A 25,103-nucleotide genomic window follows, 5' to 3' on the forward strand; every position below is an offset into this window, starting at 1 on the left:
TGTTGTGGATAATCTTAACCTTAATAAACATATTTCCGGCCAGTTCAATGCAGAGCTGGAAAGCATCCGTACCCAGGTGATGACCATGGGCGGCATGGTCGAGCAGCAGCTTTCTGATGCGATTACCGCCATGCACAATCAGGACAGTGAGCTGGCGAAGCGCGTCATTGAGGGCGATAAGAACGTCAATATGATGGAAGTGGCGATCGACGAGGCCTGCGTGCGTATCATTGCCAAGCGTCAGCCGACCGCCAGTGACTTGCGTCTGGTGATGGCGATTATCAAAACGATCGCTGAGCTGGAACGTATTGGCGACGTTGCGGATAAAATTTGCCGCACCGCGCTGGAGAAATTTTCTCAACAGCATCAGCCGTTGCTGGTAAGCCTGGAATCACTGGGTCGCCACACCGTACAAATGCTGCATGACGTGCTGGATGCGTTTGCGCGTATGGATCTTGACGAAGCGGTACGTATTTATCGCGAAGATAAGAAAGTCGACCAGGAGTATGAAGGTATCGTGCGTCAGCTGATGACCTACATGATGGAAGACCCGCGTACCATTCCAAGCGTGCTGACCGCGCTGCTCTGCGCGCGCTCCATCGAGCGTATCGGTGACCGTTGCCAGAATATCTGCGAATACATCTTCTACTTCGTGAAGGGACAAGACTTCCGTCACGTGGGTGGTGATGAGCTGGATAAGCTGCTGGCGGGCAAAGATCCGAAAGAGTGATGTTTGTGGCGGGTGGCGCTAACGCTTACCCGCTCTACGAGACATGCAGGCCGGATCAGCGTTAGCGCCATCCGGCCTTTCAGCTATCGCGTAATATTCCAACCCCGCGCCTTCCATAACGCTGGCAACTGTGCCAGATCGGTAAACGTCGTCACTTTTGGATGATCGATTGGTTTGTTATGCGGATCGGCGCAGAAGTAAAACACTTCCATCCCTGCAGCAATCCCCGCCTGGGCACCTGCGCTGGAGTCATCAACCAGAATGCAGTTCTCAACGTTAACGTCCATCGCTTTCGCCGCATGGAACATCAGGGCCGGATCGGGTTTCCAGCGTTGAATATCGTAGCCGCTGAACAGCAAATCAGGGAAATGGTGCAACATACCCAGCTTACCCAGCGAGTGCTGCATCTTGCTGACCGGACCGTTAGATACCACGCTCATAGGGACGGTCATGCTGTCCAGCAGCGCATTGGCTCCGGCAATCACCTCCAGTTCCGTATCGAACAGACGTGCGACCTCTGCGCGGTAAACCGGTTCTAATTCGGCTTTTGCCAGTTCGACACCGTGCTCTTCGTTGATAATGTCGATGATCTCGTACAGCTTTACCCCCTTGAAGCGTTTAAAAGTTTCTTCAAGATCGAGCGTAATGCCGAACGCCTGGAACATGCTGACATACGCGCGAGAACAAATCACTTCACTGTCGACAAGGGTACCGTCACAGTCAAAAAATACGGCTTCTATCTGGGACATGTCATTTCCGTTTTAACAAGTTTAACGTTTTCGTAATGCATTATTGGGCGACGCAATCGTTGCCGTATAAGCAAAATCAATGAAAAAAGTTGCTCATAACCCAACCCTATTGTCGCATTTTGGTATAGGATAGCGACGAATTTTCCCTCCTTGTTCGGAAATTGATAATGAGTCAACAACACACAACCCAGGCTTCTGGCCAGGGGATGCTGGAACGCGTGTTCAAACTGCGCGAACATGGCACGACGGCACGGACCGAAGTGATCGCCGGTTTAACCACCTTCCTGACGATGGTGTATATCGTTTTTGTTAACCCGCAAATTCTTGGCGTGGCTGGCATGGATACCAGCGCCGTCTTTGTGACCACCTGCCTGATTGCTGCATTTGGTAGCATCCTGATGGGCCTGTTTGCCAACCTGCCGGTCGCACTTGCGCCTGCTATGGGTCTGAATGCGTTCTTCGCCTTCGTGGTCGTTGGCGCGATGGGCCTGTCATGGCAGATCGGTATGGGCGCAATCTTCTGGGGCGCGGTAGGTCTGCTGCTGCTGACGATTTTCCGCGTACGTTACTGGATGATTGCCAACATCCCGGTTAGCTTGCGCGTGGGGATCACCAGCGGTATTGGTCTGTTCATCGGTATGATGGGGCTGAAAAACGCTGGTGTTATCGTCGCCAACCAAGACACCCTGGTGTCTATTGGCAACCTGACGTCCCACAGCGTACTGCTCGGTATTCTGGGCTTCTTTATCATCGCGATTCTGGCTTCACGTAACATCCATGCGGCGGTACTGATCTCTATCATTGTGACCACGCTGCTGGGTTGGATGCTGGGCGATGTCCATTACAACGGGATCGTCTCCGCGCCGCCGAGCGTAATGTCCGTTATCGGGCATGTTGATCTGGCTGGTTCGTTTAACATTGGTCTTGCGGGCGTAATTTTCTCGTTCATGCTGGTCAACCTGTTCGACTCCTCCGGTACGCTGATTGGCGTCACGGATAAAGCCGGTCTGGCGGATGCGAAGGGTAAGTTTCCGCGCATGAAGCAGGCGCTGTATGTGGATAGCGTGTCATCAGTTGCTGGTGCGTTTATCGGTACTTCTTCCGTTACCGCGTATATCGAGTCTTCTTCCGGGGTTTCTGTCGGTGGACGTACTGGCCTGACCGCGGTAGTTGTTGGCCTGTTGTTCCTGCTGGTTATCTTCCTGTCGCCGCTGGCGGGAATGGTACCGGGATATGCGGCCGCGGGTGCGCTGATTTACGTTGGCGTCCTGATGACATCAAGCCTGTCGCGCGTGAAGTGGGATGACCTGACTGAAGCCGTTCCGGCGTTTATTACCGCCGTGATGATGCCGTTTAGCTTCTCGATTACCGAAGGTATCGCGCTGGGCTTTATTTCCTACTGTGTGATGAAAATCGGTACCGGACGTTTCCGCGATCTCAGCCCGTGCGTCATCGTTGTCGCACTGCTGTTTGTGTTAAAGATTGTGTTTATCGACGCGCATTAATTGCCGCTGAGACGGTGCTGCGCGAGGCGTGTAGACCTGATAAGCGCAGCGCCATCAGGTAAATTTGATAACCGGATACGGCCCGCCAGGCATTGCAGCCAGCGGGCTTTTTCTTTTAGGCTTTCACACGCTGGATGTAGTCGCCAAATGCGGTCAGCTGGCCGGTTAGATGGTCCAGCGTACTTTGGTCGATCACTTCACCCGTCTGCGGGTCCACTTTGTTCTGAATCACGCCGCCCATAAATTCCGGCTTATTCATTACCATGGCGTCGAGGAACACCAGGATCTGACGCAGATGATACTGGCAGCGCGCGCCGCCAATGGCGCCCATGGAGCTGGTCTGGATCAGCACCGGCTTACCCGATAATGGCTGATCCGGCAGGCGGGACAGCCAGTCGATGGCGTTCTTCAGTCCGCCAGGCACAGAATAGTTATATTCCGGTGTCACGATGACGACACCGTCAGCCTTCCTGATTTGCTCTGCCAGCGCTTCTACGCTTGCCGGAAAACCTTCTTCCTGCTGGAGGTCGGCATCGTACAGTGGGATATCACCAATTGATGGCAACGCGTTGACTTCCATTCCTGCTGGAGCAATCTTGGGCAGCGTACGGGCAACCATTCCATTAAACGAACCTTTGCGTAGACTTCCCAGTAACGTAACAACATTCAATGTTTCTGACATGGTGACTCCTGTTTCATCATAAAGGTTAAATCAAAGCGTATGGCTCTTCGCTGCGCATAATTGAGAGAACCGGATCAGACGACCCGTAGGCTCATTGGCGCGGGTCTGGATATCAGGCAAACTTTTCCAGTCCTGTTTACCATCAAACTCCCAAACCTTGAGTTTTTCAATGGTTGGCGTAACCGCAACCGACCACACCAGTACATCTTCCGCATCGCAAATGGCTTCAACCTGCGCAACATGGGCACATTTCAGACGTCCTGCGCCGGGTAAAAGCTGGAGTTCGTGCGGATCATCATTGCTTACATCGCCGGTGAGTTTGAGTACGCTCTGGCGCAACGTAATGAGCTGCGCGCGTGCTTCGTTGGGGTCGTTTTGGTTATTGATCCACAGATTTTCGTTGCTGGAGAAGCGCCATGTTTCCGTTGAATGCGGATGGTGAAAGCTGCGGGTAGCTCGCTGCAGTTCCATATCCAGCCCGCACGTTCCTTCAGTTGTTAGCGCAACGCCAACGATATTCCCGGCATAGGAAATCGAAAATCCCGGCAGGTTCTTATCGCGAAAAACGGGCTTTCCTTTGGCCTGAGTAACAATCTCGGGCAGCGTACTGGTGCCGTAAAGCATAAACATCAGTTCAGCGAGTAAACTTCGGGAAGCCAGGAAACGTGTTCGGCGATGTGCGGGGAGATCTCTTGCTTCGATATGACATGGAGAAGGGAGGCGAGCTGAAACCAGGTGTCCCTCCGTAAGAATCCCTCTGGCAAAATGTGTCGCCATTTTTCGCTCCGTGATTAATGGTCCGTGATAATTACCAGAGTAACATTTACGCGGCATCCAGGCAGGCTTTGCTGCCCAAAAAGTAAGCTGAAATAGAATACATTACGCGATATTTACATTTCTGTTGCCAGAATAGTCGATTTGGCAACAAAGTGGCGGTGCAACGTCAGGACATATCGCGATAAAGCGCCTTGATGGTGTCTTTCAACCAGACGATCTTAGGATTATGACTGTTACGTTTGTGCCAAAGAAGGGTGAACGGTACGCGCATTTTTTCCAGTTGCGCGGCATCAAAAGGCATAGGACGCGCCACGAGCGGAAGCTGGTGGAGTTGGTTATAACGCTGGCAATAAACCGGAGCTGTGGCTATCAGCGCGTGATCCGGCTGGGCGGCCATAAACAGCGACTGCTCAAAACCGGGCAGACATAACGCAATATTGCGCGCACGCCCCATCTCTTGCAGGACTTCATCCAGTGCCCAGGTATCACTTTGCTCCCAGCTAATGCTGATGTGCGGATAGCGTAAAAATGTGTCCAGATTCCACTCTTCCTGCAATGCCGGATGATCTTCACGTAGCCAGACACAGGGGAGATCGGAAAACAGCACTTCATGGTCGATCGACAACGGCAGCAAACTCAACAGTTCACGCGAACGCGGATGGCTTTCCCGGCCAGTAAAGCCGATATCCACCTCGCCGCGAATAATTGCATCCAGCGAATCATAGTCCCAGTTGCGTATTTTGATCGTCGCCTGGGGATAACGCTGATAGATCTGTCGGGAGAGCGCGTTAAACATGATCATCACCAGCGGCGTTTCGGCCACCAGATCAAACTTCAGCCCGCGCGGCGCTTCATGGTGCGGCTTATCCAGCAACTGGTTGCTCATCTGCATCCACTCTGCCAGGTTCTGTTCCATGCTGACCATCAGCGGTGTTGGCGTTAGCCCCAGCGGGGTGTTTACAAACAGTGGATCGTCAAACCAGGCCCGCAGTTTAGACAGCGACTTGCTGACCGCCGACGGTGTGACGTTCATCCGTTTGGCAGTTTTGGTAACACTGCGTTCCTGCATCAACAGCTGTAGGCAGAGCAATAAATTAAGATCGAGACTGCTGAGGGATTTCTTCATGAGTTGGCGTGGACCGGTTAGGGGCAACAGTGATAATCAGCATGATACTCACTATGCTACAGCCAATCAGAATCCCGATCAGCATATTCAGCGCATCAAGACCGAGCACCGCCGCCAGCCATATCCACAGCGAGGAACCGCAAACCTGCGCAATACCTAACGCCGAGCTGGCAACGCCCGCACGCAGCGAGAAAGGTCCCAACGCCTGGCTCATCGCGACACCGAAGCCGACCGAGAACCCGGCACAGATTAAGGTCAGCCCAAACAGCGTCACCATGTGCGTACTGGCAAGGGTTAACACCACACCAGCAGACAGAAACAGCACTTGTGAGGTCAGCATCAGAACACGAGGTTTAAACACGCTTAGGGCGAATGGCGTAGAGAACGAGACCGCCATACTAATGCCTGCGGTCATGGCCATCGTGGTGGCGTACTCTCCACGGTCAAAGCCCATCACTTCCATCAACAGCACCGGCGAAGTATTCACGAAGGTCAGGATCACCGACACGCTGAGAGTGGTGATGGCCAGACGGCTTAAGAAAAAACGGTTCACCAGCGATTCAGATAGGTGGTTCTTCTCTGCAGATGCCGGGAGCGTCGCTGGGCGCGATTCTCGCAGGATAAACACTGACAGCAAGCAAACGGCCACCCCCATACCGATCATCGTGTAGAACAGGCTCTGCCACGGGTATTTGAGCATAATCAGATGCCCCATCACCGGTGCCAGTACCGGCACGATACAGGTGATACCGTTCAACAGCGACAGTACCTTCGCCCGGCGGCGATCGTCGAGCGTATCGCGCAGGATGGCGAACGCCACCACATAGCAGCAGCCTGCGCCTACGCCCTGAATAAAGCGGCCTGTGAGAAACGGCGTACCGCTTTCGGCGAATGAACACAGCGCAGAGGCGAAAATAAAGATGAGGGCGCCGACAATAGCGACGGGTTTGCGTCCTGACTGGTCGGCAATTTTCCCGGCAAACAGCATCGCCGTCGCCATTCCCGCCAGATAAACCGAAAACGCGATATGCAGTTGCGCCTCGCTGGCCTGTAAATCGGCAGCAATACGGGGCAGCCCCACCAGATACATATCAATACCCGCGGGATAGAGTAACACCAGGGCGAAACTGCAGATTAGAAAGCGTGTCATAGCGACCTCATGAGGAATGTGGCGCTAAGCATACGGGCAGAGAGTCAACTGCACGAGTTGCCATTTGGACAACAGTGATTTCCATATGGGAAATTACTTGTAGCCGGATAGCCGCTTTGCTTTATCCGACCTACGGGTACTGTAGGCCCGGTAGGCATCGCGCCACCGGGCAACACAACGTTATTTGCCAATACAGAAGCTGGAGAAAATCCTTCCCAGCAGATCGTCGGAGGTAAATTCCCCGGTGATCTCACTGAGGTTCTGCTGCGCCAGACGTAGTTCCTCTGCCAGCAATTCTCCGGCCCATGCTCCGAGCAGTTGGGCTTTACCCTGCTCGAGATGCTCCGCCGCTTCTGCCAGCGCCTGCAGGTGACGACGGCGCGCCAGGAAGCCGCCTTCCATATTGGTTTCAAAGCCCATGCTCTGTTTAAGATGGTTACGTAGCACGTCAACGCCTTCACCGGTACGCGCAGAGAGGCGAACCAGTGAGTGGCCATTTACTTCGCTAAGGCCCAGCGTCTCACCGGTAATATCCGCTTTGTTACGTACCACGGTAATCGGCAGTTTGGCTGGCAGACGGGCAATAAAGTCTGGCCAGATGTCAGCCGGGTCCACGGCGTTGGTGGTGGTGCCATCAACCATAAACAGAACGCGGTCGGCCTGTTCAATTTCCTGCCACGCGCGTTCGATACCAATGCGTTCAACTTCATCGCTGGCATCGCGCAGACCGGCAGTGTCGATGATGTGCAGCGGCATACCGTCGATATGAATATGCTCACGCAGTACGTCGCGAGTCGTACCCGCAATGTCGGTCACAATGGCCGCCTCACGACCTGCCAGCGCGTTCAGTAGGCTTGATTTCCCGGCATTTGGGCGACCGGCAATGACCACCTTCATCCCTTCGCGCAGCAGGCTGCCCTGACGCGCTTCGGCACGAACAGCATCGAGATCGCTGATAACGTTGTTGAGCTGCGCTTCAATCTTACCATCAGACAGGAAGTCGATTTCTTCATCCGGAAAGTCGATCGCCGCTTCCACGTAGATGCGCAGGTGAGTGAGCGCTTCCACAAGATGATTTACCCGTGCAGAAAATGCGCCCTGCAACGAGTTCAGCGCCGAGCGAGCGGCTTGCTCTGAGCTGGCATCGATCAGGTCGGCAATTGCCTCTGCCTGGGCCAGATCAAGCTTATCATTGAGAAACGCACGCTCGGAGAATTCACCCGGTCTGGCAATGCGCAGCCCGGGAATGGTCAGAATACGTTTGAGCAGCAGATCGAGAATCACCGGACCGCCGTGGCCCTGAAGCTCTAAAACATCTTCACCGGTAAAGGAGTTCGGGCCGGGGAACCACAGGGCAATTCCCTGATCCAGCGTGCTGCCATCCGCGTCTTTAAACGGCAGATAGTCGGCATAGCGCGGTTTTGGTAGTTTCCCCAGTACGGTTTCTGCAACCTCGCGTGCCTTCAGGCCGGAGATGCGCAGGATACCCACGCCACCACGTCCCGGTGGGGTGGCCTGAGCGACGATGGTGTCGTTATGGTTCATGATAGCTCTCTTGTAAATGTAAAAAAGGCGGTCTAATGACCGCCTTCTCTGGCATTAACTTTACCGTGAATACTCGAAATAATTCAAGTGCAGGAAGGCGGCAAGCAAATTCAGCCAACGCCCCTGCGACTAGTATCAGGAGTTTTTCTTCTCGCGGCTATGCAGGCCACGTTTCTCCAGACCACGGTAAATCAGCTGCTGCTGAATAATGGTTACCAGGTTGCTGACGATATAGTACAGCACCAGACCTGATGGGAACCACAGGAAGAACACGGTGAAGATGACCGGCATAAAGGTCATGATCTTCTGCTGCATCGGGTCGGTCACGGTGGTCGGAGACATCTTCTGAATGAAGAACATCGTCACGCCCATCAGGATCGGCAGGATGTAGTACGGGTCCTGTGCAGACAGGTCATGGATCCACAGAGCGAACGGCGCATGACGCAGTTCAATGGAGCCCATCAGCATATAGTACAACGCCAGGAAGATTGGCATCTGGATGATCAGCGGGAAGCAGCCGCCCAGCGGGTTAACCTTCTCAGCTTTGTACAGGGCCATCATTTCCTGGCTCTGACGCTGTTTGTCATCGCCCAGACGCTCACGCATAGCCTGAATCTTCGGCTGCAGCATACGCATCTTCGCCATGGAGGTGTACTGCGCTTTAGTCAGCGGGTACATGATGCCACGAACGATAAAGGTGATAACGATGATGGAGAAGCCCCAGTTACCCAGGAAGCTATGGATCCACTTCAGCAGTTTGAACAGCGGCTGAGAGATGAACCACAACCAGCCGTAATCCACGGTCAGATCCAGGTGCGGTGCAACTGCCGCCATTTTATCCTGAATTTCCGGGCCGACCCACAGGGTGCTGGTCATCGCGCCAGTCTGGCCAGGCTGAACCAGTACCGGCTGTGATTTATAGCCGATAGCGGCAATGCCGTTACCCAGATTAGCGGTATAGAAGTTGTTGGTGCCGTCGTTACGCGGAACCCATGCCGTTGCGAAATACTGTTGCAGCATTGCGACCCAGCCGTCTTTAGCATTGACGTTCAGGTTTTCGTTTTCAGCAATGGTGTCGAATTTGTATTTCTCATACTTCTCATCCGGCGTGGAGTACGCCGCGCCACGGAAGGTGTGCAGCGCAAAGTTGCTGCTACCGGTGTCGCGATGAGATGGCAGATTGATGGATTGCTTCAGCTGACCAAAGGTGGAGACTTCCAGCGGTTTTTCGCCGGCGTTCTGCACGCTGTAGTTAACGTTGACAGCATATTCACCGCGCTTGAGTACAAACGTTTTAGTGAATGTGTTACCCGCTGCGTCAGTATAGGTCATCGGGATCTGCAGTTCGTTCTGACCGTCAGCCAGTACAAACGCGTCTTTTTCGACGTTGTACAGCGGACGCGGGCCGTTAGCCGGGTTATCCGGGCCGTCACGACCTGTCAGGCCACTCTGTGCCTGGTAGATGAACTGTGGCGTGGTTTCCAGTAACTGGAACGGTTCGGTAGAACCGAGTTCTTTCGGGTAAGCTGGCAGTGAAGCCTGTTCCACATCACCACCACGGGTGTTGATGGTCAGATCAAGCACGTCAGTTTTAACCGTAATCAGTTTCCCCTGGCCACTGGCCGGTACGCCCTGGTCTGCGGCGCTACCCGCTGCGGTGGTCGTTGTCTGCGTGGTCTGTTGAGCCTGAGGTTGCGGGTTTTTATCCTGCTCCCAGGCTTGCCAGATCATGAAAGACACGAACAGCAAAGCGATGACTAAAAGATTGCGTTGCGAATCCATCGTTAGTGTTCTCTGGTATCAAATGGTCCGGGCGGGACGGGATCGTCACCACCAGGGTGTAAAGGGTGGCATTTTAATACGCGTTTCACCGTCAACCAACTGCCTTTTATCACTCCAAACCTGCGCAATGCCTCAATTCCGTAGCTCGAACAGGTTGGAGTGAAACGGCAATGCGGCCCAAGCAGCGGACTGATCAGGCGTTGATAGACCCGAATAAGGGCTATCAGGACCCGCGAGCCAGGCGACAATGGCGACGCCATAATTTTTCCAACGCTTCCGAGAGAGCACGGTTATCGAGGTCAGCAACCCCTTTTTTCGCCACCACCACGAAATCCATTGCTGGAAGTTCGTGCTGACGTAAACGAAAGCTTTCACGTGTCAGACGTTTAATCCGATTGCGTTCATGCGCGCGTTTAACGTTTTTCTTGGCGACGGTAAGACCGATACGGGGATGCCCCAGCGAATTCAGGCGGCCGAGGATGGTGATTTGCGGCGTGCCAGCCCGTTGTGGCTGCTGGAAGACGAATGTGAAATGAGTGGGAGTTAACAAACGTAACTCCCTGGGAAATGCGAGCTTAACCACTCAGGGGCTAGCTTTTATTACTTAGAAACGGTCAGACGAGAACGGCCTTTAGCACGACGACGTGCCAGAACCTGACGACCATTTTTATTAGCCATACGAGCACGGAAGCCGTGAGAACGGTTGCGCTTCAGTACAGACGGTTGAAAAGTGCGTTTCATGGCGATTTCTACCTAAACTTGAATAAATTCACTGACTTTTGCGTATACCCGAACGAATTTCGAACGACTTACGCCACAGTGTGGGTGATTAAAGAGGCCGGATTGTAATAATTGTACACTCCGGAGTCAATTCTCTTTCCTTATTTCCCGCTTTTTTCCGCATGGTTTCGCGTATAAAACAGGCAGCGTTGACGCCGTAAGGCGACCGTTACTCGCTGGGGGTAAGAATTATACGGGCTGGCGGATAAAGCGCAAGGATCGCTCGGGATCTTTATTAGATCGTTTAAGCAGTAAAGCATCTTTACTCATTAATTTTTTCAATATGCGCGCTAAAACCTGCAGCACTTCTCCAGGATCGTTTACACTTAGCCGATTCTGGATCATCCTGTGGATAAATCGGGAAGAATCTGTGAGAAACAGAAGATCTCTTTCTCAGTTTACGCTATGATCCGCGGTCCTGATCGTTTCAATGGATCCTGATCGGGTAAAAATTGCAGATAGCAATTCGCACGTCACCCTTTGCATAGGGTCTTGTCGATGTGCGTCAACAATCATGAATGTTTCAGCCTTTGTCATTTATCGACTTTTGTTCGAGTGGAGTCCGCCGTGTCACTTTCGCTTTGGCAGCAGTGTCTTGCCCGATTGCAGGATGAGTTACCAGCCACAGAGTTCAGTATGTGGATACGCCCGTTGCAGGCGGAACTGAGCGATAACACGCTGGCTTTGTATGCGCCAAACCGTTTCGTGCTTGATTGGGTAAGGGATAAATACCTTAATAATATTAATGGATTACTCAATAACTTCTGTGGAGCGGATGCCCCACAGCTGCGCTTTGAAGTCGGTACTAAACCCGTCACGCAAACGCTGAAAACGCCGGTAAACAACGTTGTTGCGCCCGCCTACGTGGCTCAGCAAGTGCAACCGCAACGTGCCGCTCCGTCGGCGCGCTCAGGCTGGGATAACGTCCCGGCACCGGCAGAACCTACCTATCGTTCTAACGTCAACGTCAAACACACGTTTGATAACTTCGTTGAAGGTAAATCTAACCAACTGGCGCGCGCGGCGGCACGGCAGGTGGCGGACAATCCTGGCGGCGCCTACAATCCGTTATTCCTTTATGGCGGTACGGGTCTGGGTAAAACCCACCTGCTGCACGCTGTCGGTAACGGTATTATGGCGCGTAAGCCAAACGCGAAAGTGGTGTATATGCACTCCGAACGTTTTGTGCAGGACATGGTTAAGGCCCTGCAAAACAACGCGATCGAAGAGTTTAAACGCTACTACCGTTCCGTGGATGCGCTGCTGATTGACGATATCCAATTCTTCGCGAATAAAGAACGATCGCAGGAAGAGTTTTTCCACACCTTTAACGCCCTGCTGGAAGGCAATCAGCAGATCATCCTGACTTCGGATCGCTATCCGAAAGAGATCAACGGCGTTGAAGATCGTCTGAAATCCCGCTTCGGCTGGGGACTGACTGTTGCGATCGAGCCGCCTGAGCTGGAAACGCGCGTCGCGATCCTGATGAAAAAAGCCGACGAAAACGACATTCGTCTGCCGGGTGAAGTGGCGTTCTTTATTGCCAAGCGTCTACGCTCTAACGTACGTGAGCTGGAAGGCGCACTGAACCGCGTGATCGCCAACGCTAATTTTACCGGCCGGGCGATTACCATCGATTTCGTGCGCGAAGCGTTGCGCGATCTGCTGGCTTTGCAGGAAAAGCTGGTCACCATCGACAATATTCAGAAGACGGTGGCGGAGTATTACAAAATCAAAATTGCGGATCTGCTTTCTAAGCGTCGATCTCGCTCGGTAGCTCGTCCGCGCCAGATGGCGATGGCGCTGGCAAAAGAGCTCACTAACCACAGTCTGCCGGAAATTGGCGACGCGTTTGGTGGGCGTGACCATACTACCGTGCTTCATGCCTGTCGCAAGATTGAGCAGTTGCGTGAAGAAAGCCATGATATTAAAGAAGATTTCTCCAATTTAATCAGAACATTATCTTCGTGACGCTATGAAATTTACCGTTGAACGTGAACATTTATTAAAACCGCTTCAGCAGGTCAGCGGCCCGCTGGGTGGACGTCCTACACTGCCTATTCTCGGAAATCTGCTGCTGCAGGTTGCTGACGGTGCGCTTTCTCTGACCGGTACCGATCTCGAAATGGAGATGGTGGCGCGCGTGGCGCTGATCCAGCCTCATGAACCTGGTGCGACCACCGTTCCGGCGCGTAAATTCTTCGATATTTGCCGTGGGTTGCCGGAAGGCGCGGAAATTGCCGTTCAACTGGAAGGCGATCGCATGCTGGTGCGTTCTGGCCGCAGCCGTTTCTCGCTGTCTACGCTGCCTGCCGCCGACTTCCCGAATCTGGACGACTGGCAGAGCGAAGTCGAATTCACGCTGCCGCAGGCCACGATGAAGCGCCTGATTGAAGCCACGCAGTTTTCGATGGCGCATCAGGACGTGCGTTACTACTTAAACGGCATGCTGTTTGAAACCGAAGGGGAAGAGCTGCGTACCGTGGCGACCGACGGTCACCGCCTGGCGGTCTGTTCAATGCCTGTCGGTCAGCAGTTACCCAGCCATTCGGTGATCGTTCCGCGTAAAGGCGTGATTGAACTGATGCGTATGCTCGACGGCGGCGACAACCCGCTGCGCGTGCAGATTGGCAGCAACAACATTCGTGCGCACGTGGGTGACTTCATCTTTACCTCCAAGCTGGTTGATGGCCGTTTCCCGGATTATCGCCGCGTATTGCCGAAGAATCCGGACAAACATCTGGAAGCCGGTTGCGATATCCTCAAACAGGCATTTGCTCGTGCGGCGATCCTCTCTAACGAGAAATTCCGCGGCGTGCGTCTGTATGTCAGTGAAAACCAGCTGAAAATCACCGCCAACAACCCGGAGCAGGAAGAAGCGGAAGAAATTCTGGATGTCTCCTATCCTGGTACCGAACTGGAAATCGGTTTTAACGTTAGCTACGTACTGGACGTACTGAACGCGCTGAAGTGCGAGAACGTTCGTATTCTGCTGACCGATTCCGTATCGAGCGTACAGATTGAAGATGCTGCCAGCCAGAGCGCGGCTTATGTTGTTATGCCAATGAGACTGTAATGTCGCTCACCCGTCTGTTGATCCGCGACTTTCGCAATATCGAAAGCGCGGATCTCGCTTTATCCCCTGGCTTTAACTTCCTGGTTGGCGCGAACGGCAGCGGCAAAACCAGCGTGCTGGAAGCCATCTATACGCTCGGCCACGGTCGGGCGTTTCGCAGTTTGCAGATTGGCCGCGTAATTCGCCACGAGCAGGAGTCGTTTGTTTTACACGGGCGTTTGCAGGGGGAAGAGCGTGAGACATCGATTGGCCTGACGAAAGACAAACTGGGCGACAGCAAAGTGCGCATTGACGGCACTGACGGGCACAAGGTCGCGGAACTGGCGCACCTGATGCCGATGCAGCTGATCACGCCAGAGGGGTTTACTTTACTCAATGGCGGCCCCAAATACAGAAGAGCATTCCTTGACTGGGGATGCTTTCACAATGAAGCCGGATTTTTCACCGCCTGGAGCAATCTGAAGCGACTGCTCAAGCAGCGCAACGCAGCCCTGCGCCAGGTGAGTCGTTATGAGCAACTGCGCCCGTGGGATAAAGAACTGATCCCGCTGGCGGAACAAATCAGCACCTGGCGCGCGGAGTACAGCGCCGGTATCGCGCAGGATATGGCGGATACCTGTCAGCAGTTTCTACCCGAGTTTTCTCTCTCCTTCTCATTCCAGCGCGGCTGGGAGAAAGAGACCGATTATGCCGAAGTGCTGGAACGCAGTTTTGAACGCGATCGCATGTTGACCTACACCGCGCACGGTCCGCACAAAGCGGATTTTCGCATTCGCGCTGACGGTGCGCCGGTGGAAGACACGTTGTCGCGTGGGCAGCTAAAGCTGCTGATGTGCGCCTTACGTCTGGCGCAAGGGGAGTTCCTCACCCGCGAAAGTGGGCGGCGGTGTCTCTACCTGATAGATGATTTTGCCTCTGAACTTGATGATGCCCGTCGTGGGCTGTTAGCCAGCCGCTTAAAAGCGACGCAATCTCAGGTCTTTGTCAGCGCAATCAGCGCTGAACACGTTCTGGACATGTCGGACAAAAATTCGAAGATGTTCACCGTGGAAAAGGGTAAAATAACGGATTAACCCAAGTTTAAATGAGCGAGAAACGTTGATGTCGAATTCTTATGACTCCTCCAGTATCAAAGTCCTGAAAGGACTGGATGCGGTGCGTAAGCGCCCGGGTATGTATATCGGCGACACGGATGACGGCACCGGTCTGCACCACATGGTATTCGAGGTGGTAGATAACGCTATCGACGAAGCGCTCGCGGGTCACTGTAAAGATATCGTTGTAACGATTCACGCTGACAACTCCGTGTCCGTTACCGATGATGGCCGTGGTATCCCAACCGGTATCCACCCGGAAGAGGGCGTTTCGGCGGCGGAAGTTATCATGACCGTTCTGCACGCAGGCGGTAAATTCGATGATAACTCCTATAAAGTTTCCGGTGGTCTGCACGGCGTAGGTGTGTCCGTAGTAAACGCCCTGTCACAGAAACTGGAGCTGGTGATTCGTCGTGAAGGCAAAGTGCATCAGCAAACTTACGTGCACGGTGTGCCGCAGGCGCCGCTGGCGGTAACCGGCGAAACAGAAGCGACGGGTACTCAGGTACGTTTCTGGCCAAGCCACGAAACCTTTACCAATGTCGTTGAGTTTGAATACGAAATTCTGGCTAAGCGTCTGCGCGAGCTGTCGTTCCTGAACTCCGGCGTCTCTATTCGTCTGCGCGACAAGCGCGATGGTAAAGAAGACCATTTCCACTACGAAGGCGGCATCAAGGCGTTTGTTGAATACCTCAACAAAAACAAAACGCCGATCCACCCAAATATCTTCTACTTCTCCACCGAAAAAGACGGTATCGGCGTTGAAGTTGCGCTGCAGTGGAACGATGGTTTCCAGGAAAACATCTACTGCTTCACCAACAACATTCCGCAGCGTGACGGTGGTACTCACCTTGCAGGCTTCCGTGCGGCGATGACCCGTACCCTGAACGCCTACATGGACAAAGAAGGCTACAGCAAAAAAGCCAAAGTCAGCGCCACCGGTGATGATGCCCGTGAAGGCTTGATTGCCGTTGTTTCCGTGAAAGTACCAGATCCGAAATTCTCCTCACAGACCAAAGACAAGCTGGTCTCCTCTGAGGTGAAATCGGCGGTAGAACAGCAGATGAACGAACTGCTGAGCGAATACCTGCTGGAAAACCCGTCTGACGCGAAAATCGTCGTTGGCAAAATTATCGATGCTGCACGTGCCCGTGAAGCGGCACGTCGCGCGCGTGAAATGACCCGTCGTAAAGGCGCGCTGGACTTAGCGGGTCTGCCGGGCAAGCTGGCGGACTGTCAGGAACGCGACCCGGCGCTGTCCGAACTGTACCTTGTGGAAGGGGACTCCGCGGGCGGTTCTGCGAAGCAGGGCCGTAACCGTAAAAACCAGGCGATTCTGCCGCTGAAGGGTAAAATCCTCAACGTCGAGAAAGCGCGCTTTGATAAAATGCTCTCTTCTCAGGAAGTGGCAACGCTGATCACCGCGCTCGGCTGTGGCATCGGTCGTGACGAGTACAACCCGGACAAACTGCGTTATCACAGCATCATCATCATGACCGATGCGGACGTCGACGGCTCGCATATTCGTACGCTGCTGTTGACCTTCTTCTATCGTCAGATGCCGGAAATCGTGGAGCGCGGCCACGTTTACATTGCACAGCCACCGCTGTACAAAGTGAAAAAAGGAAAGCAGGAACAGTATATTAAAGATGACGAAGCGATGGATCAGTACCAAATTTCTATCGCTCTGGATGGCGCAACGCTACACACTAATGCCAGCGCACCTGCTCTTTCAGGTGAGTCGTTAGAAAAACTGGTTTCTGAATACAACGCGACGCAGAAAATGATTGGCCGTATGGAACGTCGTTTCCCGAAAGCGCTGCTGAAAGAACTGGTTTATCAACCGACGCTGCCGGAAGCTGATTTGGCGAACGAGCAGACCGTTACCCGCTGGGTTAATACGTTGATTACCGAGCTGAACGAAAAAGAACAGCACGGCAGCCTGTGGAAGTTTGATATCCACCACAACGCAGAGCAGAACCTGTTTGAGCCGATTGTGCGCGTCCGTACTCACGGTGTGGATACCGACTATATTCTGGACCACGAGTTTGTGACCGGTGGCGAATACCGTCGTATTTGTACGCTCGGTGAGAAGCTGCGCGGGCTGATCGAAGACGATGCGTTTATCGAACGTGGCGAGCGCCGCCAGCCGGTTGCCAGCTTTGAGCAGGCGCTGGAATGGCTGCAGAAAGAGTCACGTCGCGGCCTCGCTATCCAGCGTTATAAAGGTCTGGGCGAGATGAACCCGGATCAGCTGTGGGAAACCACCATGGATCCGGAAAGCCGTCGTATGCTGCGCGTTACCGTGAAGGATGCGATTGCCGCCGACCAGCTGTTCACTACGCTGATGGGCGATGCCGTTGAACCGCGTCGCGCGTTTATCGAAGAAAACGCCCTGAAAGCGGCGAACATCGATATCTAACTTGCACCCAGGTCTACAACCGTCCTGCAAAAGGGGAATCTCGATTCCCCTTTCTATCCCCCTTTTCGTAGCTGTTTTTTGAGCGGAATCGCGTTAGCATGAGGACGGACTCATTTAATCCGGGGAACTCATGGCTATCAAACTTATTGCTATCGACATGGATGGCACACTTCTGCTGCCCGATCACACCATTTCACCCGCGGTCAAAACGGCGATTGCCGCAGCGCGCGCGCGTGGCGTAAATGTGGTGCTGACCACGGGGCGCCCGTATGCCGGCGTCCACAGCTATCTGAAAGAATTGCATATGGAAGAACCCGGTGACTACTGCATTACCTACAATGGCGCGCTAGTGCAGAAAGCAGGGGATGGCAGTACTGTCGCGCAAACCGCGTTGAGCTATGATGATTATCGTTATCTGGAGCAGCTCTCCCGGGACGTTGGCTCGCATTTCCACGCTCTCGATCGCAACACCCTGTATACCGCGAACCGTGATATCAGTTACTACACGGTACATGAATCGTTTGTTGCGACGATTCCGCTGGTGTTCTGTGAAGCCGAGAAAATGGATCCCGCAACCCAGTTCCTGAAAGTGATGATGATTGACGAGCCGGAGATCCTCGATAAAGCTATCTCGCGCATACCTGCGGAAGTAAAAGAGAAGTACACCGTGCTGAAAAGTGCGCCGTATTTCCTCGAAATCCTCGATAAACGCGTCAATAAAGGGACTGGCGTGAAATCGCTGGCCGATGCGTTGGGTATAAAAGCCGAAGAGGTGATGGCGATTGGCGATCAGGAAAACGACATCGCGATGATTGAATACGCAGGCGTGGGCGTTGCCATGGACAACGCTATTGGGTCAGTCAAAGAAATCGCCAACTTTGTGACGAAATCTAACCTTGAAGATGGCGTCGCGTATGCCATTGAGAAGTTTGCGCTGAAATAAGATGTTATGGGCAAATGCCTTGGCGCATTTGCCCTGTTTCAGCAATTATTTGTGATACTGAGTGGTCACCTTGAGGAATATGCGCCACGCCGCTGCGCATTATCCATTTACGGGAAAACGCCGACGTCAGGGCCCGACTTTTCAGAATTTTGCCAAACAGTTTGAGACGTAACTTGCGGGTGGCTTTGCGGTAAGCGTGATTCATATCTGGTGCATCCCGCAACAATACAGATTTAAGCGCCTCCGCGCTGTCCAGCGCATAGCTAATCCCCTCCAGTGAGCTGGCGCTGATAAAACCGGCCGCTTCGCCAATCAAAAATGCGTTGTCCTTGCCACAGACGAAGTCTTTCCAGCGTGAAGGAAACAGCACCGTACATTTTTCGCTTTTCACCGGTTTGCCGAACTGAAATTGGAACGCTTCCATCTTCGCTTTCAGCGCGTCAAAGCGCGCCTGGCCGTCCTTCATCGGGTAGGCACCGCCAAAGATAAAATAGCCATCTTTGCTGATACTCCAGGAATAACAGTCGGTTGCGTCGTTATCAAAAATGCAGGAATAGAACGGGACGGGATGCTTTTCCGCAAACCATTGTTGAATAGCAACATATTTACGGATCTGGTGCCGGGGATAGAGATGACGGCGTACCAGTGAGTTCGCGCCGTCGGCTCCCACCAGATAACGCGCGGTGATCTGCTGCTCCCAACCGTCGGCGCGGAAGATGACATGCCATTTATCGCCCTCGTGCCAGATTTTCCGACACAGGCTGTCGTGGTACACCTGTACATCATCAGGAATGAGAGATTTAAGCCATAAATCAAAAGCATGGCGGTTGATATTAATGTAGCTGCGCTGGTAGTTACGCGTCAAAGAGGCTGCAACATCAACCGTTTTAACGCTAAATATCTGTGGGTTAGCGATGACATCAACGGGTAAGGTTATCCCGTCGCGGATAAACGAACGCTGGGCATCCGGGGCCAACAGACCGCCGCAGGGTTTGGTGAAACCTTCGTTGCCGCACTGGTGTTTTTTATCCAACGCGATCACGCGCATTTTTCCACTCAACTGCCGCGCCAGCGCTGCGCCTGCCGGGCCTAACCCGATAATGGCTACGTCAAAATGTTCCATCTTTCTGTCCGCAAAAATGAAGATGGCGATACGCTAAAGCCTGAAAGTGAAGTGCTTGTGAAGTATGATTGCTGAAATCGTCTTGTATCAGGGCATTCCATGAAGCAAATCACCTTTACGCCGCGTAATCATCAGCTTACCAATATCAATACCTGGACACCGGACAGCCAGTGGCTGGTCTTTGATGTGCGCCCTTCCGGTGCCTCTTTTACCGGCGACACAATTGAGCGCGTCAATATTCATACTGGCGAGCTGGAGGTGATTTATCGGGCCATGCAGGGATCGCACGTTGGCGTGGTGACCGTTCATCCAAAGTTGGAAAAATATGTGTTTATTCATGGGCCTGAAAATCCTGATGAAACATGGCATTACGACTTCCATCATCGGCGTGGGGTGATAGCTACGCAGGCAAAAGTGGAGAATCTGGATGCGATGGATATTACCGCTCCATATACGCCGGGTGCGCTGCGCGGTGGTAGCCATGTGCATGTATTTAGCCCGAGCGGCGAGTTTGTCAGTTTCACCTATAACGACCATGTGCTGCATGAGCGCTCACCGGCGCTGGATCTACGCAATGTCGGTGTGGCTGCGCCCTATGGTCCGGTGACGGTCTCCGCGCAGCATCCCCGTGAGTACAGCGGGAGCCATTGGTGCGTGCTGGTAACCCAGACGACACCCACGCCTAAACCGGGTAGCGATGAGATTAACCGCGCCTATGAAGAGGGCTGGGTAGGGGAAAACAGACTGGCGTTTATCGGTGATACGTTATCAGTCACGGGCGAGAAAGTGCCGGAGTTATTTATTGTTGATTTACCACAGGATGAAAGCGGCTGGAAACAGCCGGGCGACGCTCCGCTGGAGGGCACTGAGACGACAATGCCTGCGCCGCCATTCGGTATTTATCAACGCCGGCTGACGTTTACTCATGCGCGCGCCTTTCCCGGTCTGGTAAATCAGCCGCGCCATTGGGTGCGCAGTAATCCAAAGGCATCTGATATTGCGTTTTTAATGCGTGATGACGTCGGCATTGTGCAACTGTGGCTGATTTCCCCACAAGGAGGAGAACCGCGTCAGCTTACCCGCTGCGCCACGGATATTCAGTCAGCATTCAACTGGCATCCGTCAGGGAAATGGCTGGGGTTTGTACTGGATAACAAAATTGCTTGTTGTGATGCTCAGACAGGACAGGTTGATTTTTTAACGGACCGTCACGGCAACCCACCATCGGGCGATGCGATCATCTTCTCTCCTGACGGTCGACAGGTTGCGTGGATGGAAGACGTCGAGGGTTTCCGCCAGCTGTGGGTAACAGAGACTGGGCGTTAACTTAAGGAGCAGGCATTTCAGCCGGAGGGATAACGGCGTTCGCGGCCTGCGTTCTCTCCTCGCTTTTTTCTACACGGGATCTCACCGAGTTATCTTTGCGAAAGAGATCCCACGGAAGTAATACTGTATCCAGTACTGCGGTAAACGGCATATCCAGAATAGCCAGTGACTTGGTTCCCCAGTTTGTATCACTTTCGCTAATCATTGTGGCGCTGGCGCGCGTGCCAGGATACGTCCCTTCTTTGCCCCCGGTATGCGACATAATGCTGGAACAGCCGCTCACAAACGCCATCCCGCTACACATTGTCAGTGTTACCAACATTTTTTTTATCATCATTTTTTTCATCTGTATTTATTGTGTTTGCATGGTGAGTTAAAGCGATCCGTTGCGAAAATAACATCACCATTTCGTCACACTGTGGCGGCTATCGCGATTTAACGATAACAACTGCTCCCACCAGTGTATGCAATAGACAACAAACTGCAAAAAAAGTCAGATGAATACGCTTGAAAAGTTTGTATTAAGACCCATTTTTAGAGTGTAGACAAATGAAGGGCATGCCTGATGGGTGTCCTGGCTACCTGACCTGTCCATGATGGAAGGTCTATTATTCTCGCTGATTTCAGGAGCTATTGATTATGCGTAACTTTGATTTATCCCCGCTGTACCGTTCTGCTATTGGTTTTGATCGCCTGTTTAACCTGCTGGAAAACAATCAGGGCCAGAGCAATGGCGGCTACCCTCCGTATAACGTTGAGCTGGTAGACGAAAACCATTACCGAATTGCGATTGCCGTTGCTGGTTTTGCTGAAAGCGAACTGGAAATTACTGCCCAGGACAATCTGCTGGTGGTGAAAGGCGCCCATGCGGACGATCAAAAAGAACGTACTTACCTGTATCAGGGGATTGCCGAGCGCAACTTCGAACGTAAGTTCCAGTTAGCGGAGAACATTCATGTTCGCGGCGCGAACCTGGTGAATGGTCTGCTGTATATCGATCTCGAACGCGTGATTCCCGAGGCGAATAAGCCGCGCCGCATCGAAATCAACTAATTCTGTGGGCCGCTTCAGGCGGCCCTGCTAAGCAATCGGCTTGCCGTCAGGGAGCCAAAAGGTACTTACTCGCTTCTTAGAAGGAGATTATTATGCGTAACTACGATTTATCCCCACTGCTGCGTCAATGGATCGGTTTTGACAAACTGGCCAATGCCTTGCAAAACACGGGCGAAAGCCAGAGCTTCCCGCCTTATAACATCGAAAAGAGCGATGATAACCACTACCGCATTACCCTTGCGTTAGCCGGTTTCCGCCAGGAAGATCTGGATATTCAACTGGAAGGCACGCGCCTGACCGTGAAAGGTACGCCGCAGCAGCCGGAAAAAGAGACCAAATGGTTGCATCAGGGGCTGGTCACTCAGCCGTTCAGCCTGAGCTTTACGCTGGCTGAAAATATGGAAGTCTCCGGCGCAAGCTTCACTAACGGCTTGCTGCATATCGATTTGACCCGGAATGAACCTGAAACCATCGCTCCACAACGTATCGCCATCAGCGAACGTCCCGCATTAGACAGTTAAATAGCTCCATGCCTTTGCCCCGCCAGAAATGACGGGGCTTTTTTGTGCCTCAGCCCACATGAAACTATGATCTGGGAGGGCAGGATGCCGGAAGCGCTGCCATTGCCAGAAAAAAGCATTCAGCTATTTCAAATCGACGTGAAGAAAAACAGTAAAGAACGCTCTTCTTAAGCGCTCCTGGGCGCTCTGTAGCATGATAATGTGCGCCACTCTGCATTCATGCCTGAACGGTTCAGTCATAATCTTCGTTAAATAAAATGTTATTCACAGGGAACAGGAAAATGAGTGATATAGCATTGACGGTCAGCGTTCTGGCAATGGTGGCAGTTGTCGGATTATGGATCGGCAACATAAAAATACGTGGTGTTGGTTTTGGCATCGGAGGCGTGCTGTTCGGCGGTATTATTGTCGGGCATTTTGTCGATCAGGCAGGGATGACCCTGAGCGGTGACATGCTGCATTTTATTCAGGAATTTGGCCTGATTCTTTTCGTCTACACCATCGGTATTCAGGTGGGGCCGGGCTTTTTTGCGTCACTGCGCGTTTCGGGCCTACGGCTGAATCTGTTTGCCGTGCTGATTGTTATCATGGGTGGCCTGGTCACCGCGATCCTGCATAAGATTTTTGCCATTCCCCTTCCCGTGGTGCTGGGCATTTTTTCCGGTGCGGTCACCAATACTCCGGCGTTAGGCGCGGGGCAGCAGATTCTGCGCGATCTGGGTACTCCTGTTGATGTGGTGGATCAGATGGGGATGAGCTATGCCATGGCTTATCCTTTTGGTATCTGCGGTATTTTGCTCACTATGTGGCTGATGCGCCTTATTTTTCGCGTTAACGTCGATGCCGAAGCCCATCAGCATGAATCCACGCTGACCAACGGGCACGCGCTGATTCAGACGATGAATATCCGTGTGGAAAACCCGAACCTTAACAATATGGCGATTCAGGATGTCCCAATCCTGAACAGCGACAAAATCATCTGCTCACGTTTGAAACGTGAAGAAACATTGATGGTGCCGTCGCCGGGGACGATTATCCAGATAGGCGACCTGCTACACCTGGTTGGTCAGCCTGCTGATCTGCACAACGCGCAGGTGGTGATTGGGCAGGAGGTGGACACATCGCTGTCGACGCGAGGCACCGATTTACGCGTTGAGCGCGTGGTGGTGACCAACGAACAGGTGCTGGGGAAACGAATTCGCGACCTGCATTTTAAAGAGCGTTACGACGTGGTTATCTCCCGTCTGAACCGTGCGGGGGTTGAGCTGGTAGCCAGCAGCGACGCCAGCCTGCAGTTTGGCGACATCCTCAATCTGGTTGGCCGACCTTCCTCGATTGATACTGTTGCCAATGTGGTGGGTAACGCCCAGCAAAAACTGCAGCAGGTGCAGATGCTGCCGGTATTTATCGGGATCGGGCTGGGTGTTCTGCTGGGTTCAATCCCGCTATTCATTCCGGGGTTCCCGGTGGCGCTAAAACTGGGGCTGGCCGGTGGGCCGCTGATTATGGCGTTGATCCTGGGGCGTATTGGCAGCATCGGTAAGTTGTATTGGTTTATGCCCCCCAGCGCTAACCTGGCGCTGCGAGAGTTGGGTATCGTGCTGTTTCTCGCAGTGGTTGGTCTGAAGTCAGGCGGTGATTTTGTTCATACTCTGACGCAGGGGGATGGCCTGAGCTGGGTGGGCTACGGTATTTTCATCACCGCGATTCCGCTGATTACTGTGGGGCTGCTGGCGAGGATTTTCGTCAAAATGAACTACCTCACGCTGTGCGGCATGCTGGCTGGCTCAATGACCGATCCGCCTGCACTGGCATTTGCTAACAACCTGCATGCCACCAGCGGGGCAGCGGCGCTGTCGTATGCGACCGTTTATCCGCTGGTGATGTTCCTGCGAATTATCACGCCGCAACTGCTGGCGGTGATTTTTTGGGGGATGGGTTAGTCAGGTTGAGTCTGGGTGGACGCGCCGTAAGTGGTAGTCCACCTGGTACTCGCTGGCGTTTCTGAACATCACCGAATAATTCAAAAACTCCCCGCTATCGCTGTAGGACAGTGAGGTAATCCGCAGCAATGGCGTCTGTTCAGGTACGTTCATCTGCGCGGAAAGCTGCTTATCGGCAAGAATGGGAGTCAGACTTTCATAGTTACCGCTGATAGTTATTCCGCACTCTTTCTCGATGTAATCGAATTTTGACCCTTCCAGATGCGCCAGCGATAAATTACGGAATAATTTTACCGGCATGTAGCTGTCTTCAAGCATCAGCGGCTTGCCGTCCACATAGCGAACGCGACGTGAGAAGTAGATGCGTTCATTAATCTGGATACGCAGTTGGCTGGCAATTGCTGGTGGTGCGGGCATCACTTCAAATACCAGTACTTCACTGGTGACCTCTTTCCCTTGTCGCTTCAGTACTTCCGCCAGTCCGGTCAGGTTTGTGGTTTCATGATGGACATCTTTGCGCGCCACATAAGTTCCACTCCCATGACGGCGTACGACCAATCCCCAGCCAATCAACATATCAATTGCTTTACGGATCGTCATTCGTGAAACCGCGAACTCTTGGGCAAGCTTTTTTTCACCCGGCAACGGGCTACCGATGTTGTAATCAGACGAATTCAGGCGAATTCGTAGTCGTTCCGCAATTGATTTGTAGATCACTACCAGACCTCTTTTTTCTTTTAATTACCGCACCATAAACCTTTTGATGTCTAACTTTT

At 53.0% G+C, this 25,103-nt stretch carries 25 protein-coding genes and 1 other annotated feature; of the genes, 11 read left to right on the plus strand and 14 right to left on the minus strand.

Translation table 11 applies throughout. From position 1 onward, the window contains the following. Positions 1-4: 4 nt before the first annotated feature. Complete coding sequence (gene phoU / locus GFC06_RS04505) at positions 5-730, plus strand: phosphate signaling complex protein PhoU (RefSeq protein ID WP_047498806.1); 726 nt, start codon at positions 5-7, stop codon at positions 728-730. Between the two features lie 83 nt (positions 731-813). On the opposite strand, the gene yieH is transcribed toward phoU, so the two are convergent. Further along, a complete protein-coding gene (gene yieH / locus GFC06_RS04510; protein WP_016155076.1) occupies positions 814-1,479 on the minus strand; it encodes a 6-phosphogluconate phosphatase in 666 nt (221 codons plus the stop codon). Positions 1,480-1,646: 167 nt separating this feature from the next. Here yieH and adeP point away from each other — a divergent pair, with 167 nt between their 5' ends. Then, entirely contained in the window at positions 1,647-2,984 is a 1,338-nt protein-coding gene (adeP, locus tag GFC06_RS04515) for an adenine permease AdeP (protein ID WP_016155075.1), read from the plus strand. A gap of 115 nt (positions 2,985-3,099) precedes the next feature. Here the strand turns inward: adeP and GFC06_RS04520 are convergent, their stop codons facing one another. From GFC06_RS04520 to GFC06_RS23585, 10 genes are all read right to left on the minus strand, one after another. After that, a complete protein-coding gene (locus GFC06_RS04520) occupies positions 3,100-3,666 on the minus strand; it encodes an NADPH-dependent FMN reductase (RefSeq protein ID WP_003827046.1) in 567 nt (188 codons plus the stop codon). A 30-nt stretch (positions 3,667-3,696) separates the two neighbouring features. Beyond that, a complete protein-coding gene (locus GFC06_RS04525; RefSeq protein WP_016157819.1) occupies positions 3,697-4,443 on the minus strand; it encodes a 4'-phosphopantetheinyl transferase family protein in 747 nt (248 codons plus the stop codon). A gap of 166 nt (positions 4,444-4,609) precedes the next feature. After that, positions 4,610-5,569, minus strand: coding sequence for an HTH-type transcriptional regulator YidZ (gene yidZ / locus GFC06_RS04530; RefSeq protein WP_016155073.1), 960 nt, complete (start codon positions 5,567-5,569; stop codon positions 4,610-4,612). Further along, positions 5,538-6,719 (minus strand): MFS transporter, encoded by a 1,182-nt coding sequence (locus GFC06_RS04535; protein WP_019078000.1) that lies wholly within the window; start codon positions 6,717-6,719, stop codon positions 5,538-5,540. The genes yidZ and GFC06_RS04535 overlap by 32 nt, the downstream gene beginning before the upstream one ends. Before the next feature lie 180 nt (positions 6,720-6,899). Further along, positions 6,900-8,264 (minus strand): tRNA uridine-5-carboxymethylaminomethyl(34) synthesis GTPase MnmE, encoded by a 1,365-nt coding sequence (mnmE, locus tag GFC06_RS04540; RefSeq protein ID WP_049282850.1) that lies wholly within the window; start codon positions 8,262-8,264, stop codon positions 6,900-6,902. Positions 8,265-8,399: 135 nt separating this feature from the next. After that, complete coding sequence (gene yidC / locus GFC06_RS04545) at positions 8,400-10,046, minus strand: membrane protein insertase YidC (protein ID WP_003023844.1); 1,647 nt, start codon at positions 10,044-10,046, stop codon at positions 8,400-8,402. A 2-nt stretch (positions 10,047-10,048) separates the two neighbouring features. After that, positions 10,049-10,306, minus strand: coding sequence for a membrane protein insertion efficiency factor YidD (yidD, locus tag GFC06_RS04550; protein WP_003023846.1), 258 nt, complete (start codon positions 10,304-10,306; stop codon positions 10,049-10,051). After that, a complete protein-coding gene (gene rnpA, locus GFC06_RS04555) occupies positions 10,270-10,629 on the minus strand; it encodes a ribonuclease P protein component (protein ID WP_003844432.1) in 360 nt (119 codons plus the stop codon). Before rnpA ends, yidD begins: the two co-directional genes overlap by 37 nt. Positions 10,630-10,646: 17 nt before the next feature. Next, the gene (gene rpmH / locus GFC06_RS04560) at positions 10,647-10,787 is read right to left on the minus strand and encodes a 50S ribosomal protein L34 (protein WP_003023858.1); all 141 of its coding nucleotides are present in this window, start codon (positions 10,785-10,787) and stop codon (positions 10,647-10,649) included. A gap of 228 nt (positions 10,788-11,015) precedes the next feature. Then, complete coding sequence (locus GFC06_RS23585) at positions 11,016-11,171, minus strand: hypothetical protein (protein WP_418135004.1); 156 nt, start codon at positions 11,169-11,171, stop codon at positions 11,016-11,018. A gap of 222 nt (positions 11,172-11,393) precedes the next feature. Here GFC06_RS23585 and dnaA point away from each other — a divergent pair, with 222 nt between their 5' ends. From dnaA to yidA, 5 genes are all read left to right on the plus strand, one after another. Further along, positions 11,394-12,797 (plus strand): chromosomal replication initiator protein DnaA, encoded by a 1,404-nt coding sequence (gene dnaA / locus GFC06_RS04565; protein WP_047498800.1) that lies wholly within the window; start codon positions 11,394-11,396, stop codon positions 12,795-12,797. A 4-nt stretch (positions 12,798-12,801) separates the two neighbouring features. Further along, on the plus strand, positions 12,802-13,902 hold the full coding sequence (gene dnaN / locus GFC06_RS04570; protein WP_016155068.1) for a DNA polymerase III subunit beta: 1,101 nt from the start codon (positions 12,802-12,804) through the stop codon (positions 13,900-13,902). Then, a complete protein-coding gene (gene recF / locus GFC06_RS04575; RefSeq protein WP_016155067.1) occupies positions 13,902-14,975 on the plus strand; it encodes a DNA replication/repair protein RecF in 1,074 nt (357 codons plus the stop codon). Before dnaN ends, recF begins: the two co-directional genes overlap by 1 nt. Before the next feature lie 28 nt (positions 14,976-15,003). Further along, positions 15,004-17,418 carry a DNA topoisomerase (ATP-hydrolyzing) subunit B gene (gene gyrB, locus GFC06_RS04580; protein WP_047498797.1) on the plus strand — a complete coding sequence of 805 codons (2,415 nt, stop codon included), beginning with the start codon at positions 15,004-15,006 and terminating at the stop codon, positions 17,416-17,418. Positions 17,419-17,548: 130 nt separating this feature from the next. Then, positions 17,549-18,361, plus strand: a complete 813-nt coding sequence (yidA, locus tag GFC06_RS04585) for a sugar-phosphatase (RefSeq protein WP_016155065.1) — start codon at positions 17,549-17,551, stop codon at positions 18,359-18,361. A gap of 4 nt (positions 18,362-18,365) precedes the next feature. Here yidA and cbrA read toward each other — a convergent pair whose 3' ends face one another. Beyond that, the gene (gene cbrA, locus GFC06_RS04590; protein WP_153689866.1) at positions 18,366-19,484 is read right to left on the minus strand and encodes a colicin M resistance lipid reductase CbrA; all 1,119 of its coding nucleotides are present in this window, start codon (positions 19,482-19,484) and stop codon (positions 18,366-18,368) included. A 99-nt stretch (positions 19,485-19,583) separates the two neighbouring features. On the opposite strand from cbrA, the gene GFC06_RS04595 reads away from it, so the two are divergent. Then, on the plus strand, positions 19,584-20,810 hold the full coding sequence (locus tag GFC06_RS04595; RefSeq protein WP_153689867.1) for a DUF3748 domain-containing protein: 1,227 nt from the start codon (positions 19,584-19,586) through the stop codon (positions 20,808-20,810). A 1-nt stretch (position 20,811) separates the two neighbouring features. On the opposite strand, the gene GFC06_RS04600 is transcribed toward GFC06_RS04595, so the two are convergent. Then, positions 20,812-21,147 (minus strand): YceK/YidQ family lipoprotein, encoded by a 336-nt coding sequence (locus GFC06_RS04600; protein WP_016155062.1) that lies wholly within the window; start codon positions 21,145-21,147, stop codon positions 20,812-20,814. Positions 21,148-21,383: 236 nt separating this feature from the next. Next, positions 21,384-21,456 (plus strand) — a sequence feature (ROSE (Repression Of Heat Shock gene Expression) occurs in the 5'-region of heat shock genes and acts as an RNA thermometer to modulate expression.). Between GFC06_RS04600 and ibpA the strand changes: the two genes are divergently transcribed. The 3 genes from ibpA to GFC06_RS04615 all read left to right on the plus strand — a co-directional run bounded on the left by ibpA (position 21,450) and on the right by GFC06_RS04615 (position 24,327). Next, positions 21,450-21,863: a small heat shock chaperone IbpA gene (gene ibpA / locus GFC06_RS04605; protein WP_003023882.1), complete on the plus strand. Its 414-nt coding sequence runs from the start codon at positions 21,450-21,452 to the stop codon at positions 21,861-21,863. (Overlaps the previous feature by 7 nt.) Before the next feature lie 92 nt (positions 21,864-21,955). Beyond that, positions 21,956-22,384 (plus strand): small heat shock chaperone IbpB, encoded by a 429-nt coding sequence (gene ibpB / locus GFC06_RS04610; protein ID WP_003827096.1) that lies wholly within the window; start codon positions 21,956-21,958, stop codon positions 22,382-22,384. Positions 22,385-22,665: 281 nt separating this feature from the next. Beyond that, positions 22,666-24,327 carry a putative transporter gene (locus tag GFC06_RS04615; RefSeq protein ID WP_153689868.1) on the plus strand — a complete coding sequence of 554 codons (1,662 nt, stop codon included), beginning with the start codon at positions 22,666-22,668 and terminating at the stop codon, positions 24,325-24,327. On the opposite strand, the gene GFC06_RS04620 is transcribed toward GFC06_RS04615, so the two are convergent. Continuing rightward, the gene (locus tag GFC06_RS04620; protein WP_153689869.1) at positions 24,328-25,044 is read right to left on the minus strand and encodes a GntR family transcriptional regulator; all 717 of its coding nucleotides are present in this window, start codon (positions 25,042-25,044) and stop codon (positions 24,328-24,330) included. Positions 25,045-25,103: the final 59 nt, after the last annotated feature.

This window comes from Citrobacter braakii (assembly GCF_009648935.1).
In the GTDB taxonomy this organism is placed as follows: Bacteria; Pseudomonadota; Gammaproteobacteria; order Enterobacterales; family Enterobacteriaceae; genus Citrobacter; species Citrobacter braakii.